Annotated in this window: 22 protein-coding genes and 2 riboswitches; of the genes, 2 read left to right on the top strand and 20 right to left on the bottom strand. The window is 65.4% G+C overall.

All coding sequences use genetic code 11. The features are described 5' to 3' along the window. Window positions 1–9: 9 nt before the first annotated feature. Both ABVV53_RS10235 and ABVV53_RS10240 read right to left on the bottom strand, forming a co-directional pair. Window positions 10–1,308, bottom strand: a complete 1,299-nt coding sequence (locus tag ABVV53_RS10235; protein ID WP_353984329.1) for a glycerate kinase type-2 family protein — start codon at window positions 1,306–1,308, stop codon at window positions 10–12. Window positions 1,309–1,389: 81 nt separating this feature from the next. After that, window positions 1,390–2,946: a GH39 family glycosyl hydrolase gene (locus ABVV53_RS10240; RefSeq protein WP_353984330.1), complete on the bottom strand. Its 1,557-nt coding sequence runs from the start codon at window positions 2,944–2,946 to the stop codon at window positions 1,390–1,392. Window positions 2,947–3,176: 230 nt separating this feature from the next. Here ABVV53_RS10240 and ABVV53_RS10245 point away from each other — a divergent pair, with 230 nt between their 5' ends. After that, window positions 3,177–4,424, top strand: coding sequence for an MFS transporter (locus ABVV53_RS10245; RefSeq protein ID WP_353984331.1), 1,248 nt, complete (start codon window positions 3,177–3,179; stop codon window positions 4,422–4,424). A gap of 67 nt (window positions 4,425–4,491) precedes the next feature. Here ABVV53_RS10245 and cobF read toward each other — a convergent pair whose 3' ends face one another. From cobF to cbiE, 5 genes are read right to left on the bottom strand one after another with little or no spacing between them, the layout of a single operon-like run. Next, a complete protein-coding gene (gene cobF / locus ABVV53_RS10250) occupies window positions 4,492–5,259 on the bottom strand; it encodes a precorrin-6A synthase (deacetylating) (protein WP_353984332.1) in 768 nt (255 codons plus the stop codon). Then, complete coding sequence (locus tag ABVV53_RS10255) at window positions 5,256–6,584, bottom strand: cobyrinic acid a,c-diamide synthase CobB (protein ID WP_353984333.1); 1,329 nt, start codon at window positions 6,582–6,584, stop codon at window positions 5,256–5,258. The genes cobF and ABVV53_RS10255 overlap by 4 nt, the downstream gene beginning before the upstream one ends. Beyond that, complete coding sequence (gene cobM / locus ABVV53_RS10260; protein WP_353984334.1) at window positions 6,581–7,366, bottom strand: precorrin-4 C(11)-methyltransferase; 786 nt, start codon at window positions 7,364–7,366, stop codon at window positions 6,581–6,583. Before cobM ends, ABVV53_RS10255 begins: the two co-directional genes overlap by 4 nt. Then, window positions 7,363–7,728, bottom strand: a complete 366-nt coding sequence (locus ABVV53_RS10265) for a cobalamin biosynthesis protein (RefSeq protein ID WP_353984335.1) — start codon at window positions 7,726–7,728, stop codon at window positions 7,363–7,365. Before ABVV53_RS10265 ends, cobM begins: the two co-directional genes overlap by 4 nt. Then, window positions 7,725–8,933, bottom strand: a complete 1,209-nt coding sequence (gene cbiE / locus ABVV53_RS10270) for a precorrin-6y C5,15-methyltransferase (decarboxylating) subunit CbiE (RefSeq protein WP_353984336.1) — start codon at window positions 8,931–8,933, stop codon at window positions 7,725–7,727. The genes ABVV53_RS10265 and cbiE overlap by 4 nt, the downstream gene beginning before the upstream one ends. Between cbiE and ABVV53_RS10275 the strand changes: the two genes are divergently transcribed. Then, window positions 8,932–9,681 carry a cobalt-precorrin-6A reductase gene (locus tag ABVV53_RS10275; protein WP_353984412.1) on the top strand — a complete coding sequence of 250 codons (750 nt, stop codon included), beginning with the start codon at window positions 8,932–8,934 and terminating at the stop codon, window positions 9,679–9,681. The genes cbiE and ABVV53_RS10275 overlap by 2 nt on opposite strands. Here the strand turns inward: ABVV53_RS10275 and cobJ are convergent. The 13 genes from cobJ to ABVV53_RS10340 all read right to left on the bottom strand — a co-directional run bounded on the left by cobJ (window position 9,657) and on the right by ABVV53_RS10340 (window position 25,204). Beyond that, window positions 9,657–10,418 carry a precorrin-3B C(17)-methyltransferase gene (gene cobJ / locus ABVV53_RS10280; protein WP_353984337.1) on the bottom strand — a complete coding sequence of 254 codons (762 nt, stop codon included), beginning with the start codon at window positions 10,416–10,418 and terminating at the stop codon, window positions 9,657–9,659. The two genes, ABVV53_RS10275 and cobJ, sit on opposite strands and share 25 nt — an antisense overlap. Further along, on the bottom strand, window positions 10,415–11,179 hold the full coding sequence (cobI, locus tag ABVV53_RS10285) for a precorrin-2 C(20)-methyltransferase (protein WP_353984338.1): 765 nt from the start codon (window positions 11,177–11,179) through the stop codon (window positions 10,415–10,417). Before cobI ends, cobJ begins: the two co-directional genes overlap by 4 nt. Further along, window positions 11,176–11,805, bottom strand: a complete 630-nt coding sequence (locus ABVV53_RS10290; RefSeq protein WP_353984339.1) for a precorrin-8X methylmutase — start codon at window positions 11,803–11,805, stop codon at window positions 11,176–11,178. Before ABVV53_RS10290 ends, cobI begins: the two co-directional genes overlap by 4 nt. After that, window positions 11,805–12,932: a cobalamin biosynthesis protein CobG gene (locus ABVV53_RS10295; protein ID WP_353984340.1), complete on the bottom strand. Its 1,128-nt coding sequence runs from the start codon at window positions 12,930–12,932 to the stop codon at window positions 11,805–11,807. Before ABVV53_RS10295 ends, ABVV53_RS10290 begins: the two co-directional genes overlap by 1 nt. Beyond that, on the bottom strand, window positions 12,929–16,210 hold the full coding sequence (gene cobN, locus ABVV53_RS10300; RefSeq protein WP_353984341.1) for a cobaltochelatase subunit CobN: 3,282 nt from the start codon (window positions 16,208–16,210) through the stop codon (window positions 12,929–12,931). Before cobN ends, ABVV53_RS10295 begins: the two co-directional genes overlap by 4 nt. A gap of 11 nt (window positions 16,211–16,221) precedes the next feature. Beyond that, on the bottom strand, window positions 16,222–17,271 hold the full coding sequence (gene cobW, locus ABVV53_RS10305) for a cobalamin biosynthesis protein CobW (RefSeq protein WP_353984342.1): 1,050 nt from the start codon (window positions 17,269–17,271) through the stop codon (window positions 16,222–16,224). A 181-nt stretch (window positions 17,272–17,452) separates the two neighbouring features. Beyond that, a riboswitch (cobalamin riboswitch) is annotated at window positions 17,453–17,683 on the bottom strand. 72 nt (window positions 17,684–17,755) lie between these two features. Beyond that, entirely contained in the window at window positions 17,756–18,793 is a 1,038-nt protein-coding gene (locus tag ABVV53_RS10310) for a HoxN/HupN/NixA family nickel/cobalt transporter (RefSeq protein WP_353984343.1), read from the bottom strand. Between the two features lie 310 nt (window positions 18,794–19,103). Next, a riboswitch (cobalamin riboswitch) is annotated at window positions 19,104–19,336 on the bottom strand. 113 nt (window positions 19,337–19,449) lie between these two features. Continuing rightward, window positions 19,450–19,752, bottom strand: a complete 303-nt coding sequence (locus ABVV53_RS10315) for a hypothetical protein (protein WP_353984344.1) — start codon at window positions 19,750–19,752, stop codon at window positions 19,450–19,452. Between the two features lie 48 nt (window positions 19,753–19,800). Beyond that, window positions 19,801–20,280 carry a c-type cytochrome gene (locus ABVV53_RS10320; protein WP_353984345.1) on the bottom strand — a complete coding sequence of 160 codons (480 nt, stop codon included), beginning with the start codon at window positions 20,278–20,280 and terminating at the stop codon, window positions 19,801–19,803. A gap of 71 nt (window positions 20,281–20,351) precedes the next feature. Beyond that, entirely contained in the window at window positions 20,352–20,831 is a 480-nt protein-coding gene (locus tag ABVV53_RS10325; RefSeq protein ID WP_353984346.1) for a c-type cytochrome, read from the bottom strand. Between the two features lie 40 nt (window positions 20,832–20,871). Further along, window positions 20,872–22,203, bottom strand: a complete 1,332-nt coding sequence (locus ABVV53_RS10330; RefSeq protein WP_353984347.1) for a DUF1552 domain-containing protein — start codon at window positions 22,201–22,203, stop codon at window positions 20,872–20,874. Beyond that, the gene (locus tag ABVV53_RS10335; RefSeq protein ID WP_353984348.1) at window positions 22,200–23,912 is read right to left on the bottom strand and encodes a DUF1592 domain-containing protein; all 1,713 of its coding nucleotides are present in this window, start codon (window positions 23,910–23,912) and stop codon (window positions 22,200–22,202) included. Before ABVV53_RS10335 ends, ABVV53_RS10330 begins: the two co-directional genes overlap by 4 nt. Before the next feature lie 5 nt (window positions 23,913–23,917). After that, complete coding sequence (locus ABVV53_RS10340; RefSeq protein WP_353984349.1) at window positions 23,918–25,204, bottom strand: hypothetical protein; 1,287 nt, start codon at window positions 25,202–25,204, stop codon at window positions 23,918–23,920. Between the last annotated feature and the right edge of the window lie 110 nt (window positions 25,205–25,314).

Raw genomic sequence — 25,314 nt, forward strand, 5'->3', positions numbered from 1 at the left:
GTGCCCGTTTTAACCGGCTCGGTTCGGCCATATCAGAATGGCCCTGAAATCGTTCACGTTCGTGCGGGTGGGCCCGGTGTTCACGAGATCGCCCAGCGCCTGGAAGAAGCTGCCACTGTCATGATCCGCGAGATGATCGCGGGGGTTCAGCTCCAGCGATCGTGCGCGCTCCAATGTGTTGGGCGCGATCAACGCCCCCGCCGCACCCAGGTTCTGCCCATCCTCGCCGTCCGTATCGGCAGCGAGGGCCCATGTATCGCCGCGTCCCTGCAATGCGCAGGCTAGCGCCAGGGCAAATTCGGTATTGCGCCCGCCACGTCCGGCTTGCCCCGTCCCGATCGTAACAGTGGTCTCCCCGCCGGAAAGGAACACGGTGGGACAGTCCGCAGTTAGCCGGGAAGCCATGGCCTGCGCGACTTCGCTGCTCTCGCCCTCAACTGCATCGCCGAGGATCTGGGGGACAATACCATGCCTTACCGCTACGCTGGCAGCCGCCTGCAAGGCGTCGGCTGGCGTGGCGACCAGCTTTGAGCTCACATCGTGTGTCGCCGGCTCCGATGCGCTTGCGTATGGATGTGCCAGATGGCGAACGACCCGTTCCGGCAAGGCACTTCCATACCGTTCAAGAAACGCGCTGGCATCCGCTCCGTCGTCATCCCCCATAACCGTCGGTCCGGAAGCAATGGCGGCGATATCGTCGCCTGGAATATCGCTGATCGCCAGTGTCACGACTTTTGCCGGAACAGCAGCCTGCGCCAACCGCCCTCCCTTGATGCCGGAAAGCCTGCGGCGGATGGCGTTCATGGTGCGTATGTCGAGGCCGGACTTTAGCAGCATGCGATTGGTCGCCTGCTTGTCCTCAAGCGTCAGGTCGCCCGCAGGCAAGCAAATTGCCGCCGAACCTCCGCCGGAAATCAGCGCAAGCACCAGATCGTCGGACGTAAGCCCATGCACCGCCGCCATCATTTCCTGCGCCGCATCAACCGACGACGTGTCAGGCACAGGATGCGCCGTTTCACGGACCGTGATGCGCGAGCAACCGCCACCATAGCCCGGGGGTACGGCCACGACACCCGACAGTTCAACGTTGGGCCAAGCGGCCTCGACCGCGGCGGCCATCGCGGCGGACGCTTTACCGGCGCCCACCACGATGCAGCGGCCTGCAGGCGGTTCAGGGAGATGTGCCGGTATGACGCGGGCCGGGTCGGCCGCACCGATCGCCGCATCAAGCATGGCCCTGAGGATGAGACGCGCCTCTCCGTCGGCCAAAGAGGCCTGGCTGGTGCGTTTCACAGGTTGCGTGCTCATCCCGGTCGGCTCCTGGCAACAGCGGCGGGCTCGTAGGCGCTATAGTGGAGCGCAGCCTTCCAAGGCTGCGCCTCCCTGGTCTTACTGCACCGGTTCGAGCGTCACGAGTTGCAAGGCATTCGGCGTGAGGTCGACGTTCAACGTGTGCATACGACCCGGACGAACCGTCGATTCCGAAACCAGCTGCAGGTTTGCGGTTGCTGGATTGGCCCAGTAGTTGCTCACCTTGTCGTCGATGCGATACATGCGTTGGCGCAAGGGCTTACCGCGCAGTGCCGGCGGCAAGTTGTCCATCTCGATGCTGACCTGATAGCTTTGCGCATCGGTGCTCTGATAGTTCCAGAGCATCACCGCCGCGCCGCTCTGGTCGCGCGTGGCAATGGCATAGACGCCCTTGCCGTTAGTCAAAGCATTGGAATTGGCGACGACGCGTTCGTCCTTCAGCTTCGTGTACATCAGCATGGCATTGCCATACGGAGTGAAGATGCCGGTCGGCACCTTGATGTCATCATCGGCATCGACTGCGATGCGCTGCCCGTCGCGCGCGCGGGTGATCAGCTGGTCCTTTCGCTCCTCGGTTTTGTGCCGCAGCACCCAGTTGAAGGGGACGGTATTGTCCTGCTCCAGGAACCAGTAGGTCAAGGAAGGCACGCCGGCGGCGTTGATCAGGTAATCAGGCCGCGGATCCTCGCGGTTATCGAAGGAAGGGCCGGGATAGATGCCAAGTTCGGTGATGAAGCTTGGGATCTCGGTATTGATGCTCCGCTGGCGCAGCATCGCGACGAGTTTCTTGCGCTGATCGGCAACCTCGCTGGGGTCGCCCTTGTAAAAATGATAGGCGCGCGGCCCTTCTTCGGTCGGGCCTCCCGAGGTGAACAGACCATAAGCATGGTAGGAGATGAAATCCATGCGCTTGGCCGGGTCGGGATCGGCGGCGTAATCGTCGAGGAATGCGGTGAGCCAATCCTCCTTGAAGGTGGTCAGCGCCGGACCGCCGACTTCAAGCGGCGTTTTCGGGGCCAGTTCGCGATTAACCTCGTTCACCGCTTCGTAGTAGGGAACGTAATAGCTGTAGAGATCGCCCGGCATCACCGCCTTGACCATATTGTGGTCCGGCTCGTTGAACGCCTCGATATAGCGGATATTGGGATACCGCTGCTTCAGATCGCGCAGGATCGTCTTGATGATCGGCTTGAGCTGTGCGGGCGTCAGACCCTGGTCCCGGACTTCCACCCGTGTGTCGAGTACGACCAGCAGATTGTCCGAAAGGCGGCTGAGGTCGGAAAGATAATCATCGACGCCGCTGTAATCGTAACTCCCTGTCTTCGCATTATAGATCAGATGGGTGTCGACCCAGGTGCGATACACCTGCCCGTGCAGTCCCATCTTGTTGTATAGGGCCACATCATCATCGCGCGATTGATTGAAGCTCATCGGGCGACTTACGTTGTTGTAGCGCTCCGGATGAAGAAATTCGCCGCGCGACTGGGCGAAATCGACCTTCACTGTTGCAGGTTCGTACCCTGGAGACAGGGGTGCCCGAGCGGCTGAAACAAGAGGACCAGGAACGTTAGCGCATGCCCCAAGTGCAAGGGCACCGGCTATCACTGCCAGCTTCGACAGACTGCGATCGATCATACTTCTCTCCCCACCATTCGCCGCTGCAGCGTCATCGTGATGCTGCTCGGCCTCAGACGAACTACCGCCGATCTTCAATCTTCAATATCGGCATCACACAGTATGGTCAATTTATCTGTCCACGGCGCAAATGGCCTTGGCATTTGACCATTTGCTGCGTTACCGATCATGCGAAGCCATCTGCCCACGCCTGCTTTGCGTGAGGATCTGCGGTGGAGAGGAAAAAACCGATGCGCTACCTCAGCGAGTTCAAGATCAACTGGAAGTCGCTGATGGCGACGTTCATCGGCATCGGCACCGGCTCAGCCATCGGCCATTACACGCTGAGCCTGTTCGGCCCGGAGCTGATCGCTGAATTCGGCTGGTCGAAGGCAGATTACGCCCTGATCGGCTCGTTGCAGATATTCACCCTGCTGTTCACGCCGTTCGCCGGCCGTTTCACTGATCGCTTTGGCGTGAAGGTCGCAGCGTCCATCGGCTTCATCTCCATGTCGCTTGGCTTTCTCGCCTATAGCATCATGAGCGGCAGCATCGCCCAGTTCTTCCTCATCTGGGTGGTGCAGCATATCTTCGGTGTGCTCTCCACTTCGCTTGTCTTCTCGCGGCTGATCGTTGAACAGTTCGATCGCGCCCGTGGTAGCGCTCTGGCCCTGCTGATGACCTCGCCGCCGCTGATTGGGGCAATCATGGCGCCGATCACAGCCAGCGTCATCAATTCAGCGGGATGGCGCACGGCGTTCGTCATGCTCGCGGTCATTTCCGCAGTGGGTGGCGTGATTTGCGTAACATTCATGGCACGCACCAAAAAGGTCGGCGAAACGGCGGCGGACGGTAGCGCAGTTCTGGACGTGAAGCTGACCCGGCCGGAATTTATGGCACTGATCAAGACGCCAACCTTCCTGCTGCTGGTAGGCGGCATGGCGCTGATCAACGTGCCACAGGTGTTCGCGTCTTCGCAGCTGAAACTGATCGTTCTGGACGCCGGCGTGACCGACGAAATAGCGACATGGATGGTGTCGCTCTACGCTCTCGGCGTCATCGGCGGACGCATCCTATTTGGCGTGGCTCTGGATCGGGTGCGCCCCGACTTTGTCGCGCTGTTCGCTCTCAGCCTTCCGGCCATTGGCTATCTCCTGTTGGCTTCGTCGGTGACGGCGACCTGGCTGTTGATGGGTGCGGTGCTGCTCATCGGCTTTGCGCAAGGCGCAGAGGGCGATATCGGCGGTTATCTGATTTCACGCCATTTCAGCCTGAAGAATTACAGCCTGATCCTCGGTTTTGTGAAGGCGGGGTTGGACGGCGGCGGCGCCATCGGCGCCCTGATCCTCAGCTTCACCCTGCGCGCAACGGGCAGCTATACTCCGTTCCTGGTGACCGTGGCGGTAACGACCGTGCTTGGCGCAGTCTGCTTCTTCTTGACGGGACCAGGGCGGAACCACCGGACACCCGCCGACCCAATCGCGACTGAAGCGATCTGAGCGGCAGCCTCAGCGGCAGGTAGCTTCTCGCGCGTCTCGATCCCCTTGGTCGACGCGCGCGGCATGCCTATTGCGCATCCCGGACCTTCTCTCTTCGCATTAGATAAACGTCCATGACCCAACCGTAGGCGGCGCGCAGTTCAGCACGCCGTGCTGCGATGCGCGGCGCTGCTTCGGCGAGCGGTCCATGTTCCAGCGCCTGATGCGCCATGCCGAGGTAGGCGCCCCACCAGATGGTCGTGCCTTGCGGCTCCACCACCTCAAAAGCGCAACCGGCGTCGAGCATGACCACGACCGTGTCCGCGCCTTGCGGCCAGCCCTGTGCGCGCAGCAGGCGTCCGGTGGTGATCGTCACCGGCCCGGCAAGCGGGTTCAGCGGAATGGCGTGCGCAGCGGTTAGTGCCTGAATGCTGGTGATGCCGGGGACGACATGGACATCGATCGGCAGGCCGTCGCGCTTCAACCGCTCGGCAATGCGCAAGGTGCTGTCGTAAAGCGATGGATCACCCCACACGAGAAGTGCCAGCGTGCCGCCTTGCGGCAGATGCAAGGCAATCTGAGCCCGCCAAGTGTCCGCAATGGCCTCGTGCCAGTCCTGCACTGCAGCGAGATATGGACCCGTCGCGTCCCGCACCGGCAAGTCGAACTCGACCATGCGCACGGGCGCGGTGAGGACGGCTGCGCATATATGGCGGCGCAAGTCGATCAGGTCTGACTTGGCGCTGCCCTTGCGCGGCAGCAGGATAAGGTCGGCGCCGTTCATCGCGGCCACCGCCTGGGCGGTCAGGTGATCGGGATTGCCGGTGCCGATGCCGATGAGGTGCAGCGAGATCATCGGACCGGCGCGATCATATGGAAATAACTGCCGGTCACGCGGCCGCGATGCGATCCGGCCTCGATCACAGCGGCGCCATCGGCGTCGGTCACGCGGGCAAGCGGCGCATCGCGCTGCTCGACGATGGTGGAGTAATGGAACTCGTGTCCGCGCAGTTTCGTGCCCGCCGCCAAGCCCGCAACCGGCGTCAGAAGCTCGGCATGACGGTAGCCCAGATGCATCTTGCGCGCGGCGTAGCTGGTGACGAGGCCAAGCAGCCCGGCCATGGCGTGTCGCTCTCCCGTCTTGTCGATCAATCCCTCGCCCAGCACCATGTAGCCGCCGCACTCTCCATGGACCGGGCGAGTCTCTGCATGGCGGCCTAAGGCCTTGAGGAAGGTGGTCGCGGCCGCGATCGGGCCGGCGTGCAGTTCAGGGTAGCCGCCGGGTAACCAGACCAGATCGGCATCGAGCGCGGGTGCCTCGTCGGCGAGTGGCGAGAAGTGCGAGATCTCCGCACCGGCGCGCCGCCAGCCCTCGATCAGGTGCGGATAGACGAACGAGAACGCGGCATCGCGCGCCAAGGCGATGCGCTGAGCGGGCGGCGCCGGCAAGGCCGCTTCACCATGCTCATCTGCGGCAGTACCCGCTGCGGCCGCACGTCGGATCGCTTCGAGATCGACATGGGCGCGCAGGAAGGCGGCATAGTCGCGGATAGCCCGATCGAGGTCCGGATGCTCCATTGCCTGCACCAGTCCGAGGTGACGCTCGGGCAGTGTCAGGTCGCCGCGGCGAGGCAGCACGCCCAGTACGGGGATGCCGACCGCGTCCAACCCTCGACGCACCAGCCGTTCGTGGCGTGGGCTGGCGACGCGGTTGAGGATCACGCCGGCGAACGGCAGATCGGGGTCGAGGCTTCGGAAGCCGAGCGCAGTCGCAGCGGCGGACTGGGCCTGGCCGGACACGTCGATCACCAGAACCACCGGCCAACCCATGCGCCGCGCCATGTCGGCGCTGGCTCCGTTACCGGATGCGCCTGCGCTCGCGACGCCATCGTAGAGCCCCATCGATCCTTCGGCGAGCACCATATCCGCACCCGCCGCTTGTCCGGCAATCGCCTGAAGCAGCGCGCTGTCCATCGCCCAGCTGTCGAGATTGAACGACGCCCGGCCGCTGGCGGCGCGGTGGAAGGCGGGATCGATATAGTCGGGACCACTCTTGAACGGTTGCACCGCCAGACCGTCTTCGGTGAGAGCGCGCAACAAGCCCAGCATGACGGTCGTCTTGCCGGTGCCCGAAGCAGGCGCGGCGATCATCAGCCCGGGCACATTCGCTTGCCCGCTCATTCCGACGCATCCGCAAAGCGCGAGCCGCTGTTTTGTGGTCGGAACCGGCGATCGTAGCCTGCCGCATAGAGGCTGCTTTCTGCAAAGTCCTGCGGCGCCAGCACTCGCCCGACCACGATCAGAGCGGTGCGTTCCATACTTCCGGCAACCGCCTCCTCAATGGTCGCCAGCGTGGCGCGCACGACCCGCTGGTCGGGCCAACTCGCCCGCCACACCACCGCAACGGGACAGTCCCCACCGTACCGGGGCATCAGGTCCGCGACCACGCACGCCAGGTTGTGAATCGAAAGGTGGATGGCCAGAGTGGCGCCGGTCGCGGCGAAGTTAGTGAGGCTCTCGGCGGGCGGCATGGTGCTCGCCCGGCCCGGAGTGCGGGTGAGCACCAGCGACTGCGTCAATTCAGGCAACGTCAACTCCGCTTCGAGCGCGGCGGCAGCAGCGGCGAAAGCCGGCACGCCGGGGGTCACCGTTAAAGGGATGTTCAACGCCCGCAGCCGGCGCAACTGCTCGCCCATCGCGGACCAGACAGACAGGTCCCCCGAATGCAACCGCGCCACGTCCTGCCCAGCAGCATCGGCGGCGGCGATCTCGGCGATGATCTCGTCCAGATCCATGGGCGCGGTGTTGATGATGCGCGCATCTGGCGGACAATGAGCAAGCACCGCCTGCGGGATCAGCGAACCGGCATAAAGGCACACCGGCGAGGCGGCGATCAGGTCGCGTCCACGCAAGGTCAACAGGTCGGGCGCGCCGGGACCGGCACCAATGAAATGAACGGTCATGTCGAAGGTCCTTGAGCGATGGCGCAAGTCGCCATGCGATCGGGCGAAATCTGCCGCGGCCGCAGCAGGCGCGCGCCTGGACCGGCCGCGGCGAGCGCGCAGGCTTCCGCGACGCTGCCGGTGCCGCGGGCGGCAAAGCTGGCAGCGGACCGCGTCTGGGTCTCGGCGGCGGTCAGCGCTTCGGGCGACAGTGCAACCAGGGGTAAGCTCATGGCCTCGGCCAGCGGGAGAAGCCCCTCGGCCTTGTCCTGCGCGGTGGTGAGCCAGCGCACCGGCTCATGCCCCTCCTGCGCCAGCGCGAGCGCCGCCCGCAAGGAAGACAGCGCCGTGCCTTTGCGAAAACCGAACCCAGCCACGATCATAGCATGGTACTCCACTGCACCACCGGATATCGCGACCGCCAGCCATGCCGTGTGCCGAGAGGCAAAGCGTCAGCCAGTTCGATGCGCAGGAGGCTGCCACCCTTCAGTCCATGCCAGTGCGCCAGCAATGCTTCGGATTCCAGCGTCACCGCATTGGCGACGAGCCGCGTGCCGGCAGGCAGGTGCGCCCACACCATGTCCAGCAACTGCTCGGAAAGGCCGCCTCCGATGAACACCGCGTCGGGGATCGGCCAGGCGGGCAAACGGTCCAGAACCCGCGCGGTGAGGACATCCAGCCTGTCGAGCCCGAAGGTCGCGGCATTGGCGCGGATGCGCTCGGCACGGACGGGATCGGCGTCGACCGCGCAGGCGCGATTGGCGGCATGCGCCAGCAGCCACTCGATCGCAATGGATCCTGACCCGGCACCGATGTCCCACAACAGTTCGCCCGGGCGCGGAGCGAGGGCGGACAGGGTCAGCGCGCGCACCGGCTGCTTGGTGATCTGGCCATCGGACGCAAACCATGCATCGGCGCGCCCAGCGGTGAGCGGCAGGACCGCGCCATCGCCTGCGCAATCGATCCCCACTGCCACGGGATGCGCGATGTCGGTGAAGGCCAGCGCCTCGGCCGTCACGCAGCGGATGCGTTCGCGCGGTCCGCCCAGTGCCTCGAGCACGTGCAGCGCGGAAGGCCCAAAGCCCTGTCCGGTGAGATATCCGGCCAGCTTCGAAACGGCCGCGCCATCACGCATCAGCGCAAGGATGCGCCGTCCGGGTGCGAGCTGTAGCCGCAGCCGCTCCAGCGGTGCAGCGTGCAGACCCACGCAGCTCACGTCCTGAAGCGACCACCCCAGCCGCGCGGCAGCCAGCGTGAACGTCGACGGCGCAGGATGGGCGACCCACTCACCAGGTTTGAGGTGGCGGGTCACGCTGGCCCCCGCGCCGAACCAGAAGGGATCTCCCGATGCCACCATGACCACAGGCTGGCCCCGGTGCTCCAGCAACAGCGCGATACCGTCTGCGAACGGCACTGGCCATTCGAGCACAGGGCACCTAATTGCCGGCAGCAGCGCCAGGTGCCGCGCGGGGGCAATGACCAGCTTGGCATTCGCCAGCGCGGCTCGACTCGGGGCGGAGAGGCCGTTGATCCCGTCCTCGCCCACGCCGATGATCGTCAACCATGCGGAGGAAGCCATGTCAGCCATGCCGAACGTCCTCCTGCTCGGCGGTACGACGGAGGCGAGTGCGCTCGCCGATCTGCTCGACAGTGCGGGCATCACCGCGACACTGAGCTATGCCGGACGCACCGCAGCGCCTCGTCTCCAGCCTGTTCCGATCCGCATCGGCGGCTTCGGCGGCGTGGCGGGACTGGCCAGTTATCTGCGCGCCCATCGCGTGACGCATCTGGTCGACGCCACTCACCCGTTCGCAGCGAAGATGAGCGCGCATGCTGTTGCCGCCGCGCGAGAGGTCGACGTCCCCTTGGTCGCGCTCACGCGCAAGCAATGGGAGCCGGTCGCCGGGGACAGCTGGAGCCATGTTGCCTCGATCCCTGATGCGGTGGCGCAGCTTGCCGGACCGCCGCGCCGGGTGATGCTGGCGCTGGGTCGCATGCATGTGGAAGCGTTCGCCGCACAGCCGCAGCATCACTATCTGCTGCGCTTCGTCGATGCGCCGACCGAGCCGCCCGCCCTGCCCAGACATAACCTTGTGGTCGACCGCGGCCCCTTCACCGCCGAAGGTGACGTGCAGATGATGCGGGATCACGCGATAGACCTGGTGGTGTGCAAGAACGCGGGCGGCGGCGGTGCGCAGGCCAAGCTGATCGCGGCGCGCCGGATCGGCCTGCCGGTGCTGATGATCGACCGCCCGCCCCTGCCCTCGCGCCAGGAAGTCCACGATCCGCGCGCCGTACTTGCGTGGCTGGGTCATGATGCAGAGCGCGGGGTGTAAAGGATTGGGCGAGTGGCACGATCGATGATCCGGGTCCGGCTCGACCCAACGATGACCATCGTGCGCATATCCGCCATCTCGGCTTGCGCCTTGCCCAGAGTGGTGACCCGCAGGTCCTCCTCGGGCGTCGACACGGCGCGCGCGAACAGGATCGCGCGATCCTCGCCGCAAGCGTCGCGCAACACCTCCAGCACGCGCGCGAAGCCTTCCGGCCGCGCTTTCGAACGCGGATTGTAGAACGCCATCGCGAAGTCCGCCTCGGCCGCGAGCCGCAGCCGCTTTTCGATCAGTGGCCACGGCTTGAGATTGTCCGACAGGTTGATCGCGCAGAAATCGTGCCCCAGCGGTGCCCCCGCCCGCGCGCTGGCAGCGAGCATCGCGGTGATCCCGGGCAACACCCGAATGTCGAGATTGCGCCAAGCGGTCGCCCCCGCTTCCAGCGCCTCAAACACGGCAGAAGCCATCGCGAAAACACCAGGGTCGCCCGAGGAGACCACCACCACGCGTCGGCCTTGTGCTGCAAGGTCCAGCGCATGCGCGGCGCGATTCAACTCGACCCGGTTGTCGGACGGGTGCAGCACCAATCCTTCGCGCGGGGCCACACGAGCCACATAAGGGATGTAGCCAATAACATCGCTGGCCTGGGCCAAGGCGGCGGTGACTTCGGGCGTGATCAGTGCCTCGTCACCCGGCCCCAAACCCGCAATGGCGAGCCAACCGCCGCTTGGTCCGCTCATGGACGGCGCCCCTGACCGTGGATCAGAAGGATCGAGAAGTAGGGCGTGACACTCTCCGCCTTGGTCAACGGAGTGACCCGCTGCCCTGGCATTGCGGCATGCTCGACCAGCCAGGCGACGTCCTCGCGTCCGGCGGCCGCCACCGCGCGGCGCAGTTTGGGCAGGTTGCGGCCGATCTTCATCACCACCAGCGCATCGGTATCGCGGATGCGGCGGACCAGTTCGTCCTCCGGCAGCGTCGCCATGGCGACCGTAAGCACGTCGTCACCCCAGGTGATCGGAACCCCGGTCGCATTCCAGGCTCCCGCCATGCCGGTGATGCCCGGCACCACGTTAACCGGCACCACGCCCGAGAGGCGCGAATGCAGGTGCATGAACGATCCGTAGAAGAACGGGTCGCCCTCGCACAGCACCACCACGTCCTCGCCGCTATGGGCAAGCGCCGCCATGCGCTCGGTGCACTCGGCATAGAAGGAGGAAAGCTGCTCGTTGTAACGCGGATCGGTCAACGGAATCTCGGTCGTCACCGGATATTCCATGGCGATCTCGACCACGTCGGCGCGCAGCATACCCTCAGCGATGCGTCGGGCCTGCCCCGGCCTGCCTGCTTTGCGGAAGTAGGCGACGTGACGCGCGCCGCGTACCAGCCGATCGGCGCGCACGCTGAGCAAATCCGGCGCACCCGGCCCGAGACCGACGCCGTGAATGGTGCCGCAAGTCGCGACGGGGGTGAAGACGGGGGCAGGAGAAAGCAAGTTCATTCGGCGCGGCTCGCGAGGGCGTTGATGGCCGCGACAGTGATGGCGCTGCCGCCCAGCCGTCCTTCGACCAAACAACAGGGCACCGGCTGCATGTCCCACAATGCAGCCTTTGATTCCACCGCGCCGACAAAGCCCACCGGGCAGCCGACGATCGCCGCAGGGCGTGGACAGGCGGGGTCTTCCAGCATGTTGAGCAAGTGGAACAGCGCGGTCGGCGCGTTGCCGATCGCCACCACCGCACCGGCCAGATGCGGCCGCCACAGCTCCAGCGCCGCGGCCGAGCGGGTGTTTCCCATCGCGCGCGCCATGTCCGGCACCTGGATGTCGTGCAACGTGCAGACGATCGGGTTTGCATGGGGCAGCCTGGCGCGCGTGATCCCTTCGGATACCATGCGCGCATCACATAGCACCGGGGCGCCTTCGGCTAGGGCAGCCCTGGCAGTGGCAGCAAAGCCGGATGAAAAGCGGATATGATGCGCCAAGTCGACCATGCCTGCGGCGTGGATCATGCGCACCGCCACCGGCTCCTCATCGGCGGGAAAGCGCGCGAGGTCGGCTTCCGCCCGGATCATCGCGAAGGACTGGCGATAGATCGCCGCACCATCGGTTTCGTAAAGATGCGGCATCAGGCGGCTCCAAAGTGGCGCAGGAGTTCGGCGGCGCCAAGCGCGGTGCGAATCGGTGGCGCCCCGGCGCGGGCGTCGGCGGCGAGGTCGAACAGGCCGTCGCGGCCAGTCAAAGTGACGTCGGCGGTGTGCGCCCGTGCGCAACCCTTCGCACACCCGGAGACGTGCAGCCGCCCGCTGACGAGCGGAGCAAGCGAACGCGCCAGTTCGCGAGTCTCGACCGTAGCTTGCGAACAGCCCGGCGCGCCGGGACAGGCATCGACATGCAGCAGCGGATCGGCGGGATCGTCTATTAGTCCGGGGATCGCGTCGCGGATCGCACCTGCAAGGATCATCACCCGCCACGGCGTGAAGCGCACCGCCGGGGCCGAGGACCGCTCGATCGCGGCCGCAAGCACTCGCGCCTCGACCCTGCCGAAGGGAAGACCGTAGGCCATGCCGAGATCGCATCGTCCAGGCTGAACGCGAAGGTCCGGCGCAGCGGGCGCGATGCTGCCGCTGGCCCAATCAGGCAAGTCGACGCGGTGGCGCGCCATCCGGCCCGCCNCACCGCCGCTGGCTACAAACCAGCGGGCGAGCCCTATTAAGGCGTCGACTTCCCGTCCCACGGCGACCGCGACGCCCTGAGCACGACCGTCCGCGCGCAGGATCATGCCTCCGGTCTGCGCGCGCTCGATGCGGAAATCGCCAGCCTCATGGCTCAGCACGCGGACGGGACCGGCATCGACGACAAAGCCGGTCTTGCCCGGCAACTCCGGGACTTCGCCCAGCCGCGCCAGCAGTTCGCTCGCGATGCGGTGCGTGTCATCGCCCTCTTGCCAATCCGGCGCGACCAGCACGCTGCGTCTGGCCTCACGATCAGGGTCGCTATCGATCAGATCGAGGGCGACCAGCCGATCCAGCAGGACGCGCCAATCCGCCTCGCCCGCGCCGCGCAGTTGCAGGTTGGCGCGGCTGGTGAGGTCAATCAGACCATTACCATACCTCAGCGCCGCGTCGCACAGGCCCATCACTTGCGCGCGAGTCAGAACGCCGAGCCACGGCTTGATCCGCACCAGCATGCCGTCGCCCGCAGTCATCGGGTGCCAGGCATCCGGGCACCATCCTTTGACTTCGAAGCCGCTCATGAAGGGTCGCCCACAGGCAAGCTGGCGAGGATCGAATTGCGGCGGGTCTGCCACAAGCCGGCGGCGTGGAGCGCGGCGAAGCACGCCTCCATCGCGGCCAGCGCGCCGGGGTTGGCGTGTTCGATGAACGCCCGGACCTCCGGACGGCCAAGCGTCGCATCGTGGTAAAGGTCGAACAGGTACGGCGGTACGCTACCGGATAAGTGCGCGAAGGCGCCCATGTGGTCCAGAGTCGCCGCCAGCTCGGCCGCGCCGCGAAAGCCGTGCCGCATCATGCCCGCCACCCAGCCCGGCTGCGCGGCGCGGGCTCGCACGACCCGGGCAATCTCCTCGGTCAGCGTGCGCGCGGTCGGGCGGACGGGATCGCGATGGTCGAGATGATAGAGCGAAGCGTTTCCGCCCGTAACACCTTGCGCGGCGGCGAAGCCCGCCTCGTGCGCGGCATAGTCGGCCGCCAGCAGCAAGTCTGTCTCGGGCAGATCCTGAAGGTGAACGAAGGCGTCCGCACCTGCCACGCGCAGCCGCAGGCCTGCCGGATCGGCGGTGCCGCCTGCTTCAGACGCAACGTCAAGCGCGTGGCTTGATGCGGCCAGCCAGGCTTCGCCGGCAGCGCGGCGGGCCTGATCGGTGTAGACTTCAGCCGCGTCGCCCATACCCAGCCCGTAGCTGCCAGGTGCCGGGCCATAGACGCGCGCAGCCACCTCTTTGCCGACAAAGGGGTTCCACTCGGCCGTCTCGTCGCGAGCCGCCAAGGCACGCACCGCTTGTCCGAACAGGACCGGCAGCGTCGGGAAAGCATCGCGGAACAGGCCCGAGACGCGCAAGGTGACGTCGATACGCGGATGGTCCAGCAGCGCCAGCGGCAGGATCTCGATCCCAGTTACGCGTTCGGACGCGTTGTCCCAGATCGGCTTTGCGCCCAGCAAGTGCAGCGCCATGGCGAACTCCTCGCCCGCAGTGCGCATCGTCGCGGAGCCCCAGAGATCGACCACCAGGCCGCGCGGATAATCGCCGTGGTCCTGCAAGTGCCGCCGGATCAGCTCCTCCGCCAAGGTCACGCCTTGCGCGTGCGCCGCGCGCGAGGGGACCGCGCGCGGGTCGATCGCATAGAGATTGCGCCCTGTCGGCAGCACATCGCTTCGCCCGCGAAACGGCGAGCCGGAGGGTCCGGGCGCCACGCGCCGCCCGTCCAATGCAGCCAACAAACCACTCCGCTCGGCCGCGCCGTGCTCTCCACGCCCGAACACGTGCAGGCCATCGCCGAACTGACTCTCCTTCACGTCGCACACGAAGCGATCGATGCGGGTAATCGCCTCGATCAGCGTGGTTGCGCCGTCGAGGCCCAGTTCGGCTTCCAGCCCCAGCGCCTGCGCCTCCTCGCGGATGGCCGTTTGCAACCGGTCGCGCCGGGCAGGATCCAGCCCTTCGGCATTGGAAAACTCGTCCAGCAACGCCTCGATTGAGGCAAGGCCTGCGCCACTCCTGGTAGGCGCGAGCGGGGGCGGCACATGGCCGAGAGTAACGGCGGCAACGCGGCGCTTGGCTTGGGCCGCCTCTCCGGGATCGTTGACGATGAAGGGATAGATCACCGGCAATGCGCCCACCAGAGCCTCGGGCCAGCAGGCGTCCGACAGGGCCACCGACTTGCCCGGCAGCCACTCGAGCGTGCCGTGTGCGCCGATGTGCACCAGCGCATCGGTGCCTTGCGTGCGCAGCCAGAGGTAGAACGCAACGTAAGCGTGACGGGGACAGCGGGTGACGTCGTGATAGTCGCCGTCGCGCGTGGCGCGCTCGCCGCGTTCCGGCTGCAAGGCGACCGAGACGTTGCCTATCTTCAGCGCGGCAAAATGAAAGGCACCGTCGTGAACGGCTTCATCCGCTTCGGGATCGCCCCAAGCGTCGGCAAGATCGTTCCGCAAAGCCTCGGGCAGTCTCGCAAGGGCTTCGCGATACTCGGTCAGGGACCAGTGCAGATGCTCTTGCTGGAGCCGGGCGACCAGGTTCGGTTCGGTGCGCGTCGTGTAACCCGCCTCGGCAAGGTCGGCCAGGATCGCTTCGGCGGAGGCAAGCGCATCCAGCCCGACGGCATGGGCCATCTGATGCGCCTTGCCAGGGTAGGTCGAGAGAACGAGCGCCACTCGCCGCTCGCCCGCAGACATCCGGGCGAGCGCAATCCAACGGCCGATCCGCGCGGCGACCGCTCCGATCCGCTGGATGTCCGCGCGGTGGACAGTGCGAGCGAACTCCAGTGCCGGATCGCGCGCACCTGCCTCCTTGAAGCTGACGACGCCGGCGAAGATGCGCCCATCGATCTCGGGCAGAACCACGTGCATGGCCAAGTCTGCTGGGGAAAGCCCGCGCGATGCCGCCGCCCAAGCAGGCTGCCCGGAGGTCGCCAGCGCCAGCTGAAACACCGGCACGTCGGCCCCGTCGAGCGGAGTGTCGCCTTGCTCCCTTCGCGCCGAAAAGGCCGTGGCATTGACGATCGCCGCCGGACGCAAGGTTCGCACCCAGCGATCGACCTGATCGCGCACCTGCGGCGCCTTCAGCGACGTGACGAACAGCGACAGCGTGGCAAAGCCCTGTCGCTCTAATTCGCCGGTAAGGGCGGCAAATGGATCCAGGTCGTGCGCGGTCAGGTACGAGCGGTAAAACACGATCAGCACTAGAGGCTTGGCACGATCGCGCGTCTTGGCGCTTGGATCGACAAGGCCAAGCTTAGGATCCCATCCGCCGGTCTCCGGCAGCGGTGCTGCCGCGGTGGGATTGGAGGCTTCGACCAGGCCCACCTCGCCCGCCAAGGCCACCAGCGCTGCACCCGCTGCCTCGGCACCACCCACGTCGCACAGCCGCGCAAGTTGCCGCAGTACCGGGACAGCAATCGTTGAGGCATCGTCCAACCGCGTGTCCGGCGATCCGTCAGCCGGCAGGACGGCCAACGCGATCCCGCGCGAACGGGCCAGCGCCGCAACTTGGGCCAACCCATAGCTCCAGTACGGCGTGCCGCCGATCAGCCGGATCAGAATCGCCTTTGCGCCTACCAGCGTCTGCTCGACATAGGTGTCGACCGACAGCGGGTGCGCCAGCGCCGCCAGATTCGCCAGCCGCAAGGTCGGAAAGCCGGATTCCGCCTCGCACGCCCGGTGCCACGCCGCCGCGAACGCCCCCAGGTCGCTGTCGGAGAACGACAGCACCACGAGGTCCGCGGGCGCTTGCCCGAGGTCCTGCGGGACGGCGGTTTCCTCCATCCCGTGGGTTTCGCGGAAGATGACGTGCATCGCGGAAAGGCTTAGCCGAGCAAAGCCGCGCGGATGGCTGCGGTATCGACCCGCCCCTGCTCCGCGATTGCGACGAGCGTGGTTTCGCGCGGCTCGCTGGGCCGCCAGGGACGGTCGTACTGGTGACGCACCCGTGCGCCGACCGCCTGCACCAGCAGACGCATAGGCTTGCCCGTGACTGCGACGTAGCCTTTCACCCGCAGGATCTGATAATCGCGAGCCAGCGCTTCGATCCTTGCGACGAGATCGGCGGGATCGGCGATCTCACCCAACCCGATGACGGTGCTGTCGAAATCATCGTGCTCGTGATCGTCCTCGCCGTCGTGGTGTGATGGGCGGGCGGCAATGTCGTCCTCCGCGGCAGCCCCCAGGCCCAGGATGACGCGCGGGTCTACCACGCCTTCGGTCAGCTCGATCACCGGCACGGGGCGAGGCGCTTCGGCGGCAATCACGGCGCGTGCGGCGGCAACGCCGTCGGGTCCGGCAAGGTCGACCTTTGTCAGCAGCACCATGTCGGCGCAGGCGAGCTGGTCCTCGAACACCTCGGACAGCGGAGTCTCGTGATCGACGCTGGGATCGGCAGCCCGCTGGGCATCCAGCGCGGCGACGTCCGGCGCGAAGCGACCGGCGGCGACGGCCTCGGCATCGGCCAGCGCCAGCACACCATCCACGGTGATCTTGCTGCGGATCGCCGGCCAGTCGAACGCCTTGAGCAAGGGCTTGGGCAGCGCCAGCCCGGAGGTCTCGATCAAGATGTGGTCGGGGCGCGGATCGAGGGCGAGCAGCCGCTCAACCGTGGGGATGAAATCATCGGCGACAGTGCAGCAGATGCACCCGTTGGCCAGCTCTACGATGTTCTCGGCAGGACAGTCCGGAATGGCGCAGGACTGCAGGATGTCGCCATCGACACCGAGCGTGCCGAATTCGTTGACTACCACCGCCAGGCGGCGCCCCCCGGCATTGCGGATCAGATGGCTGATGAGCGTCGTCTTGCCCGCCCCCAAAAAGCCGGTGACGATGGTGACGGGCACCTTGGACAGATTGGCGGACAGATCAGGCACACATGAACTCCCACGCGCCGGAGCGACAACGGCGGGGCTTGCCGGTCAAAAGACCGGTCGGCGCGCGACGACGGGCGGGCGCGACAAGCACCCGTAACCGCGCGGCCGTGCAGCCCCAGCCACACAGCTTCGTCGCTCAGACGGAGAGTTACCGTGCCATGACCATCCCCTGGATCAGGCAAGAGCGACCGGTGCGCCGGCAGGTCTCCTGGCTCACGGGTCACAGCTTGATGCACGCCTTCCCAGACTTCGCCTGCACGGCGGGGCCCAGTGGCTGCTCCCGCATTCAGGAGCGATGTGCATCGTGCTATCCGCTTACAGTTGCAGGGACAGCCGCGGAATTGGGAGCAAGCCCCCTCACCGCATTCCCGATTAAGCCCCTTGCGAGGGCACCGGCGCGATCATCGAAACGCTGTTTTACCGGCGTTTCGATGATCGCCCTAACTCAAAGCGGTAGCCAAGCCAATCGCTCTTGTCGTCTCCATCAGGCGGCTGGCGTAACCTCGATCTCGTCGAACCGTTTCCAGCGATAAATCGCGAAGCTTGCCAGCCAGCACAGCACGAACAGTCCGATAATGGCAAAGCCAAGGCTGTTGAAGTGCTCGCCCAGTTCCGCGGCGATGCGCCATGGCGCGCCAGTGAGGCCTAACTTGTCGCCGATCAGCGCCAGCGCCTCGATCCCGCCGATGACGATGGCCACCATGGCGGAGATCAGGGTGATGGTGATATTGTAATACAACTTGCGGATCGGCTTGACGAAAGCCCACTCGTAAGCGCCCAGCATCACCACGCCGTCGGCGGTGTCGACCAGCGCCATGCCAACCGCGAACAGCGCGGGCAGCACCAGGATTGTGCCGATCGACAGCCCGCTCGCCGCCTGGCTGGCTGACATGCCCAGGATCGCCACTTCCGTCGCGGTGTCGAAGCCCAGCCCGAACAGGAAGCCGAGCGGGGCCATGTGCCAGCTCTTGTTAACGAGGCGGAACATCGGCCGGAACAGCCGCGATAGAAGGCCGCGGGATCCTAGCAGGATGTCCAGATCATCCTCGACATAGGAGCCGCCCGCACGAACGTGCGCGAAGGTGCGCCAGACCGAGCGCAGGATCACCAGGTTCATGGCGGCGATGGCAAACAGGAACAGCGCCGAGATCATGGTCGCGATCACGCCGCCCACCTCCTTGAACGCACCGAACCGCGCCAAGGCATTGGCCGTCAGCGCGATCGCGACGGAGGCGATGGCGATGATCGCCGAATGCCCCACCGCGAACCAGAAGCCGACCGCGATGGGCCGCTGCCCGTCCTGCATCAGCTTGCGGGTCACATTGTCGATCGCCGCTATGTGGTCGGCATCGACGGCATGGCGCAAGCCCAGACCCCAAGCCAGCAAGGCGGTCCCCAGCATCAGCGGCTGCCCATGGAACAGGCTGTAGGCCCAGACCCAAACCGCCAAGTTGGCGCAGATCAGCACCACAAGCAGAACGCCGACACGTCTCCTGAGGAACGATGAGCCCGATAAGATCATGGTTGGCTCCTCCCGCGAAAAGAGGCGAGAAGGTTCCTCTTGGCGGGCTTGTGTGAGCCCCGCGCGCCATCTTGCGCGCAGGCGAGGCTCGGCAGCAGAAATGCGGCGCAAGTGCCGCCAGTCACGATAGACTTAAACATGAAAGTTCCCCGGGCGTCTTCACGACAAGGCCGGGGCGTCCGCGCGAACGGTCGGCACGCGCGACAGCCGACGCCAAAGGCGACCGACGCACGTCACCGATGCGGCCCCAGCCGCACGTTCGTCGCTCAGACGGAGTTCACCGTGCCGCGGCCATCCCCTGGACCAAGGCAAGAGCGACCAGACGCCGGCAGGTCTCCTGGCTCACGGGTCACAGCTTGATGCACGCCTTCCCAAGCCTCGCACGATTTCGCGCCCGGCCCAGTGGCTGCCCCTTCAATGAGAGGCAATGTGCATCGCGCTATCCGCTTACAGTTGCAGGGACAGCCACGGATTTGGGAGTAAGCCCCCACACCGCATTCCCGATTAAGCCCCGTTGGGGGCACCGGCGCGATCATTCGAAAGCCAGCAAGACCCGGCTTCCGCAGCCTGGCTAATCCAACGTACCGCAAAAGCCAAGATCCGATCCCTCGTGGCCGCGGATATCGGGAAAGCTGTGGGGTAACTTACGCGATCTGTCAGCCGTTCGGCCGCGGTGCGAAGGAGCCGCACGACGCCCCTGAATTCACGGTAGAGCTAAGCATCGCACACTGACCGCACTCTTCGGCAGTCGCTGTGAAGAACGCGCATCCCGCGCAGCGCTTTGCGGGATCGTCGGCGACTTCCATGTAGCCGAGCGACCTGCGCCGGTTTTTCTGGCTTAGCGGAAGCGCAGCCGGGTCATAGCAGGTGGCGGCGCGGGCGGAAGTGCTGGCAAGGACGCCGATGAGTGGGGCACTTGTCAGCACAAGCCCCAGGAAGCGGCGGCGTGCGATCGTCATGGTTATCTCCGATCCGCGTCCGCCCTTGCGGCGGTACGCCTCCTGTTACTAGCTCTCTGACCGGAACTGGTCGTGGCAGCCCTTGCATGTCGCGCCCAGGCTCCGACTGGCGCTGCGGATGGCGCCAGCATCGCCCGAAGCGACGGCACGCTCCAAGGCGACTGCCTTTGCTGCGAAAGCGTCCTGCGCTTGCTTGAACTTGACGGGATCCGTCCAGATCGCCGCTTTGGCTGCAGTTTTCACACCAGCCTGAGGGCCGCTGCCGCGAGGAAACCACTTGTATTGCTGAGCTGCGGACTGGCGGATCGTGCGTGCGGCGCCCAGAAGCTCGGCTTTGTCCGGGGAAGGCCTGCGCAGCCCATCATTCACCGCCTTGAAGGCCGCTCCCAGGTGCTTATAGCCGGCGATGCGGGCGCGAACGGCATCGGCAGGGGCCGCAAGCAAGGGAGCTGCTACGCCGGCAAGCGTCAGGGCTGCCAGAATATGAAAGCGGCTGAAACTGGGCAAGCTCATCATCCTCTTCTTCATCAATTACTCCGGATCGTCATATGCTGCCCGTGGCTTCGCGACAGGGAGGCATTAACCCGACCTCAGAAATGCTACTTTTTCGGCTCACGATAGACGTCGTGACACTCCTTGCACGGCAATGCGCTGCCGAGCATCCCGGTGACGCCGGCAAGGTCGCCCTTGGCGCCCAGCTCCGCGAGTTGCCTGGTGTCGCGCTCGAACGCGTCCAACCGCTGCGAATAGTCGGCCCAGTTGCTCCAGACTTCGGGCTTGGAGCGGCCGCCAGGTACACGCGGCTCGAAGGCCGCCTTCGATGCCGCCGCTGACTCTGCAATCGAGCGGGTGACTTCGGCGAGTTGATCGGCAGGCTTGATGCCGGCCGCGATCTCTCCCAGCAGTTCGGCATCCTTTTCAAGCTGCAGCATCAGATTCTGCCGCTCGAAGATGATGCCATCAGCCTCTTCCTTCGAGATCGCAGTGTCGGCGGCGTCTGCCGTACCGGTAAGGCCGATGGAGAGCGTGCCAAGAGCGACCAGGCCCGTGCAGGCGGCAAGAACGATCCGAGATTTCATGTCTTGATGCGGCTCCCATGAGCTAAATAATGCTTCGATTTCAGGCGACGAGTTCGGTTACGGTGCGGTTCGTATCCATCGAGCCGGTGCCCCACTTCTCGACCTGCACGCCCATCGCCTGCTGGAGGCTGAGGCCCACGCGTGCAGCGGAGTCCGCGCGGCCTGCCTTATGGAAGCCCGTCCGCACACGGCCGCCGGCACCGCCGATAACCATCATCGGAATGCCCTCAACCGCGTGTGCCTTGGCGATCGAGCAATCGGAGTGGGCGAACAGCAGCGTGTTGTCGAGCAGCGTTCCGTCGCCTTCCTTGATGCCTGCCAGCGCATCCACAAAGTCGCGGCAAGCGACCATGCTCTGGGCGGCAAACCAGGCGGACTGCTCCTGATAGCCCAGCTTTGGATTCACCGGCTCCTCGTGCGTCAGCGTATGATGGGTATCGGACGAGGCTGAACGGCGCAGGTTGGATGTCGTGTCGGAGAACAGCATGTTGAACACACGCGTCTGGTTGCAAGCCAAGGCTTGGGCGAGCAATCCGGCCATGATCTTGTGATTGATCATCACGTTTTCGATGTCGCCATCGACAACCGTCTTTTCGGGTGCTTTGGGCTTGGTGAAGTTCTCCAGTCTGGCGGGCGGCTGGAGTTGCAGCTCCAACCGCTGCTCAAGCTCGCGCACGGCGGTAAAGTACTCGTCCATGCGCTGGCGATCAGACGCGCCCAAGGTCTTCATCAGGCGCTGGCGATCCTCCGCCACCGCCGAAAGCACGCTCTTGCGCACCATGACTTCCGGATCGGGAGTGAACGACGCCGCGTTGGGATCCTGGAACCCTTCACCGAAAATGCGCTGGTACAGCGCCAGCGGCGATGTCTCGCTCGGGTTCGGGGATCCGGCGCCGCGGAACGAGTACGAACGCTCGATCCCCGAAGCGCTCAGCTCGATCGAGCCGAAGCGAGTGCCCTGCCCCATCGCCTCGCCGATCAGCACATCGAGGGTCGGCGCGCGCACGGTCTCGTTGGGGACGGGGACGCCGGTCCGCAGCCCCAGGTTGCCGGTCACGTGCGGCTTGTTGGCCACGCCATCCAGCTTCACGTCGAAGCCGGTCAGGATCGCCATCTGCTTACGATACGGAGCGAGCGGCTCGAGATCGACCGGCATCGTGTAGTCCGCGCCCTCGCTGGTGGGTACCCAGCGCTCCGGCACGAAGCCGCAGCCCCAGATCCACGTCCCGAAGCGCACGGGAATGCGCTGTCCGGTGGCGGCCATCGCCTGCCCGTTCACGTCCAGGAAGATATCCAGCAGAGGCAGGGCCATGGCGACCTTGGCCCCGTTCACGAGGCCCCTGAGCATCGTACGACGGTTGAGCTGCGTCATGAGCGCTCTCCTTCTTTCGCAACGGCGACCGTGCGTTGCGGGGTGGTATCGGGTTGTTCCTTCACGGCATAGAAGCTGTTGCTGAGCGCGATCGCGCGCATCAGTTGCGGGACGCGGAACCGGGCTGACTGGAAGCGCCCAAGAAGATATTCCAGCACCGGCTCTTCAGGGCTGGCAATCTCGCGCCCTACTGCGGAGCGGTACATCTTCTCGACAAGGCAAGCCGGCACACCGGGGTTATCGTGCAGCGCCTGTCCAAGACCCTGCGGGCCTTCAAATTCCTTGCCGTCGAGTGCGCCGCTGAGATCCATGGAGACGCCGTTTTCCTTCGCACGAAAGCCTCCGGAGCCGTCGAAGTTCTCCAGCGTCAGGCCCAACGGGTCGGTCAGCTTGTGGCAACCGGCGCAGACCGGATTGTCGTTGTGTTCGGCGAGGCGCATACGGGCGGTAGAGCCGGGCCGATTCACCGCATCCTGCACGATGGAGAAGTTCACGTTAGCCGGCGGATCGGGCACCTTCTGGCACAAGAAGATCTCGCGCATGGATTTGCCCCGCAGCGTCGGCGAGGAGCGGCCGGGATGTGAGTGAAGCGCCAACATGCTGACATCGGTGAGGATTCCGGAGCGGGCGCTGTCGGCGGGATACTCGGCCTGCTCCCAGCCGTTCCGGGTCGCCACCGGCATGCGGTACAAGATACCCAGCGGCCGCGACACCCAGGTCTTCTTGGTCGTGAACAGTGCTCGGTAATCGCCATCCTCCCGCACGAGGTGCGACACGACCGTCCGCAGCGTCTGCTCCTCCGCGTCGGCCGCGGCGGCGACGGTATAGCCCGGGTAGATCGTGGGATCCTTGAACAGGTCGTTGAACCCGTCGAACTGCAGCATGTCCCAGAAGAAGGCGCGCACCGCCACTGCAACGCGAGGCGAAGCGAGCAGCCGGTCCACCTGCCGCGAAAGGCCCTCATGCGTGTGCAGTTCGCCCGATGCGGCTGCCCGCAGCAGTTCGGCATCCGGCGTGGAGTTCGTCAGGAAGTAGCTGAGCCGCGTCGCCTTGGACCAGCCGTCCAGCCGTATGGAGCCCGGACGCGACGGGTCGGGCTCTGCATGATCCATGCGCAGCAGGAACTGCGGGGAATCGAGCATGCCGATCAGTGCGTACTCTAGACCCTTGTAAAAGCCACCCAACTTCTGCTGCGCAGCCTTCGCGACTGCCACAAAGCGGTCCCGCTCCTGCGCGGCGAGGGGGCGGCGGAACAGCCGGGTGCCGTATTGCTCGACGAACTTGGTGGCGCAGGCCTTGTCGAACTTGGTCTCGGCCTCGGGTTGGCAGGGCACGAATTGCGCGCGCCGCTCCTCGCCAGTGATCGCGGCCGCAATCGAGCGTGCGGAGACGTCGTATTGCTCCACGCTGAAAGCTGACATGCTGCCGTGGCTGGTGGCTACCGCAATCAGCCCGTCCTCACGCAGAGCCCGCTCGAACCGCCCGGTGACCGGGACGTCAGGTGCAAAGACGTCGGCGATCGTGGCACGGTATTGAGATTCAGTCAGTCGCCGCATCACAAGCGGCCCGCCTGGCGTCTCCGGCTCTGCCAGTGGAGCAGACGGCGTGGTCTCGCTCTGGTTTGCCCACCCGATGCCCGCAGCCATAGCCAGACATGCGCCGAGCCCGGCCCGGCGGAGGAATGCGCCATTGAACTTGATGAAAGCCATGCGGTTCATCCTGTGACCAGCGCCGATTTGGCACTCTGCGATGCGCCCTCGACCACAAACGCGGGCGCAAGACGGATGCGATACTGCGTGGAAATAGAAGTGCAGCGGCCGGTCGCCGGATCCTTGTGACCGTCAGCCGCCTGAAGCATCGCATGGTAGGCGCCGTGGCATGAATACCCCAGCGCGCCGGCCCGGCCCATTGATGTCCCCAGCCGCAACCTCTCGGGCGCGAGTTCACCCTTGGCCGTCTTGCTGCGGCGGGCTCCGAACTGAAGGTCGTACATGCTCTCCACGGGCGTATAGCCCGCGAGGATGCCTTCCAGTCCACCGTCTGGGGTGAACGTCATGCGGACTCGGGCTGAGCGCAGCTCGCGATCGTCGTTCATGCTGTTAACAACGTTATGGAAACGCACATCGACCGGATCGCTTGTAAGCACGCCGTCGACGATGCGGCCGCGCGTCGTGGCACGATAGCGCGGGTTCGACTCAGTCGCATAAGTGGCGTGACTCAAGGGCGCGCGCGCGGCGCTGAGCTGGATTGGATCAGAGTTAGCAAAGAAGCCGACCTCCACCTCAGGGTCGTTACGCGGATCGTCCACGCCCTTGAGGGTCATCAAGATTCCCCACGAGCCTGTATGCATCTCGACCTGGAAGCCGTTCGCCTGCCCCGTCGGCTGGAAGCCAGTGGTGCAGCCGACAACGCGATAGAACTGATTGTCGACGCCGCGCTCGCCATTAAGACCCTGGAATTCCTCGTGCCCGCAAGTTGCCCCTGCAGCCTTTTTACTGGTTCCCGCCCCGTCAAGATCGATACCTTCGACTTTGAGGTTGCGGCCATGGACCATCCGCCAACCCGGATCGGCGCCACCGGCGGCGGGGAACATGCACAGGTTCTGTCCATCAGGCGCGGTGTGCACCGTAAGGCCCAGTCGTCTCTCGTAGTTCCGCTGCGGCTCGTCTTCCCGGCGCTGGCCGGCAGGCGTCTTGGCGTAAGCCTCGATCAAGCCGCGAACACCGGCGGTCATGCCTTTGGGGCAAGCGGCCTTTCCATCCGGACCGAGGGCATAGGCGATGTCGGTGACGACAAAGCCAGCCTGACCATTGCGAAAGACGTTCTCGACCGCAGGCGTGAGCGTCGGGGAGGATTGCGTGGCGACCGGCGACGCGGGCTCGGCACGGGCGATCGCGGAGCCGTTGTCGAGGTAGATGGTGGCCGCAGCGACCCCGGCCGCTCCGACAGCGCCCAGCTTGATCGCTGCGACAGCCGCCCGCGCTGGTTTGGAATCAGCCATCTTAATTGCATTCTCCCGACAAGTCCTGGCGTGGATGATCGACCGCAGCCGTCATCCTTATCACCGCACAAGAAAGCCCGTTAAGGCCTTGAAGGCAAAGCCGCCCGCAG

The sequence above is a fragment of the Novosphingobium kalidii genome (assembly GCF_040534015.1).
GTDB classification, from domain to species: domain Bacteria; phylum Pseudomonadota; class Alphaproteobacteria; order Sphingomonadales; family Sphingomonadaceae; genus Novosphingobium; species Novosphingobium kalidii.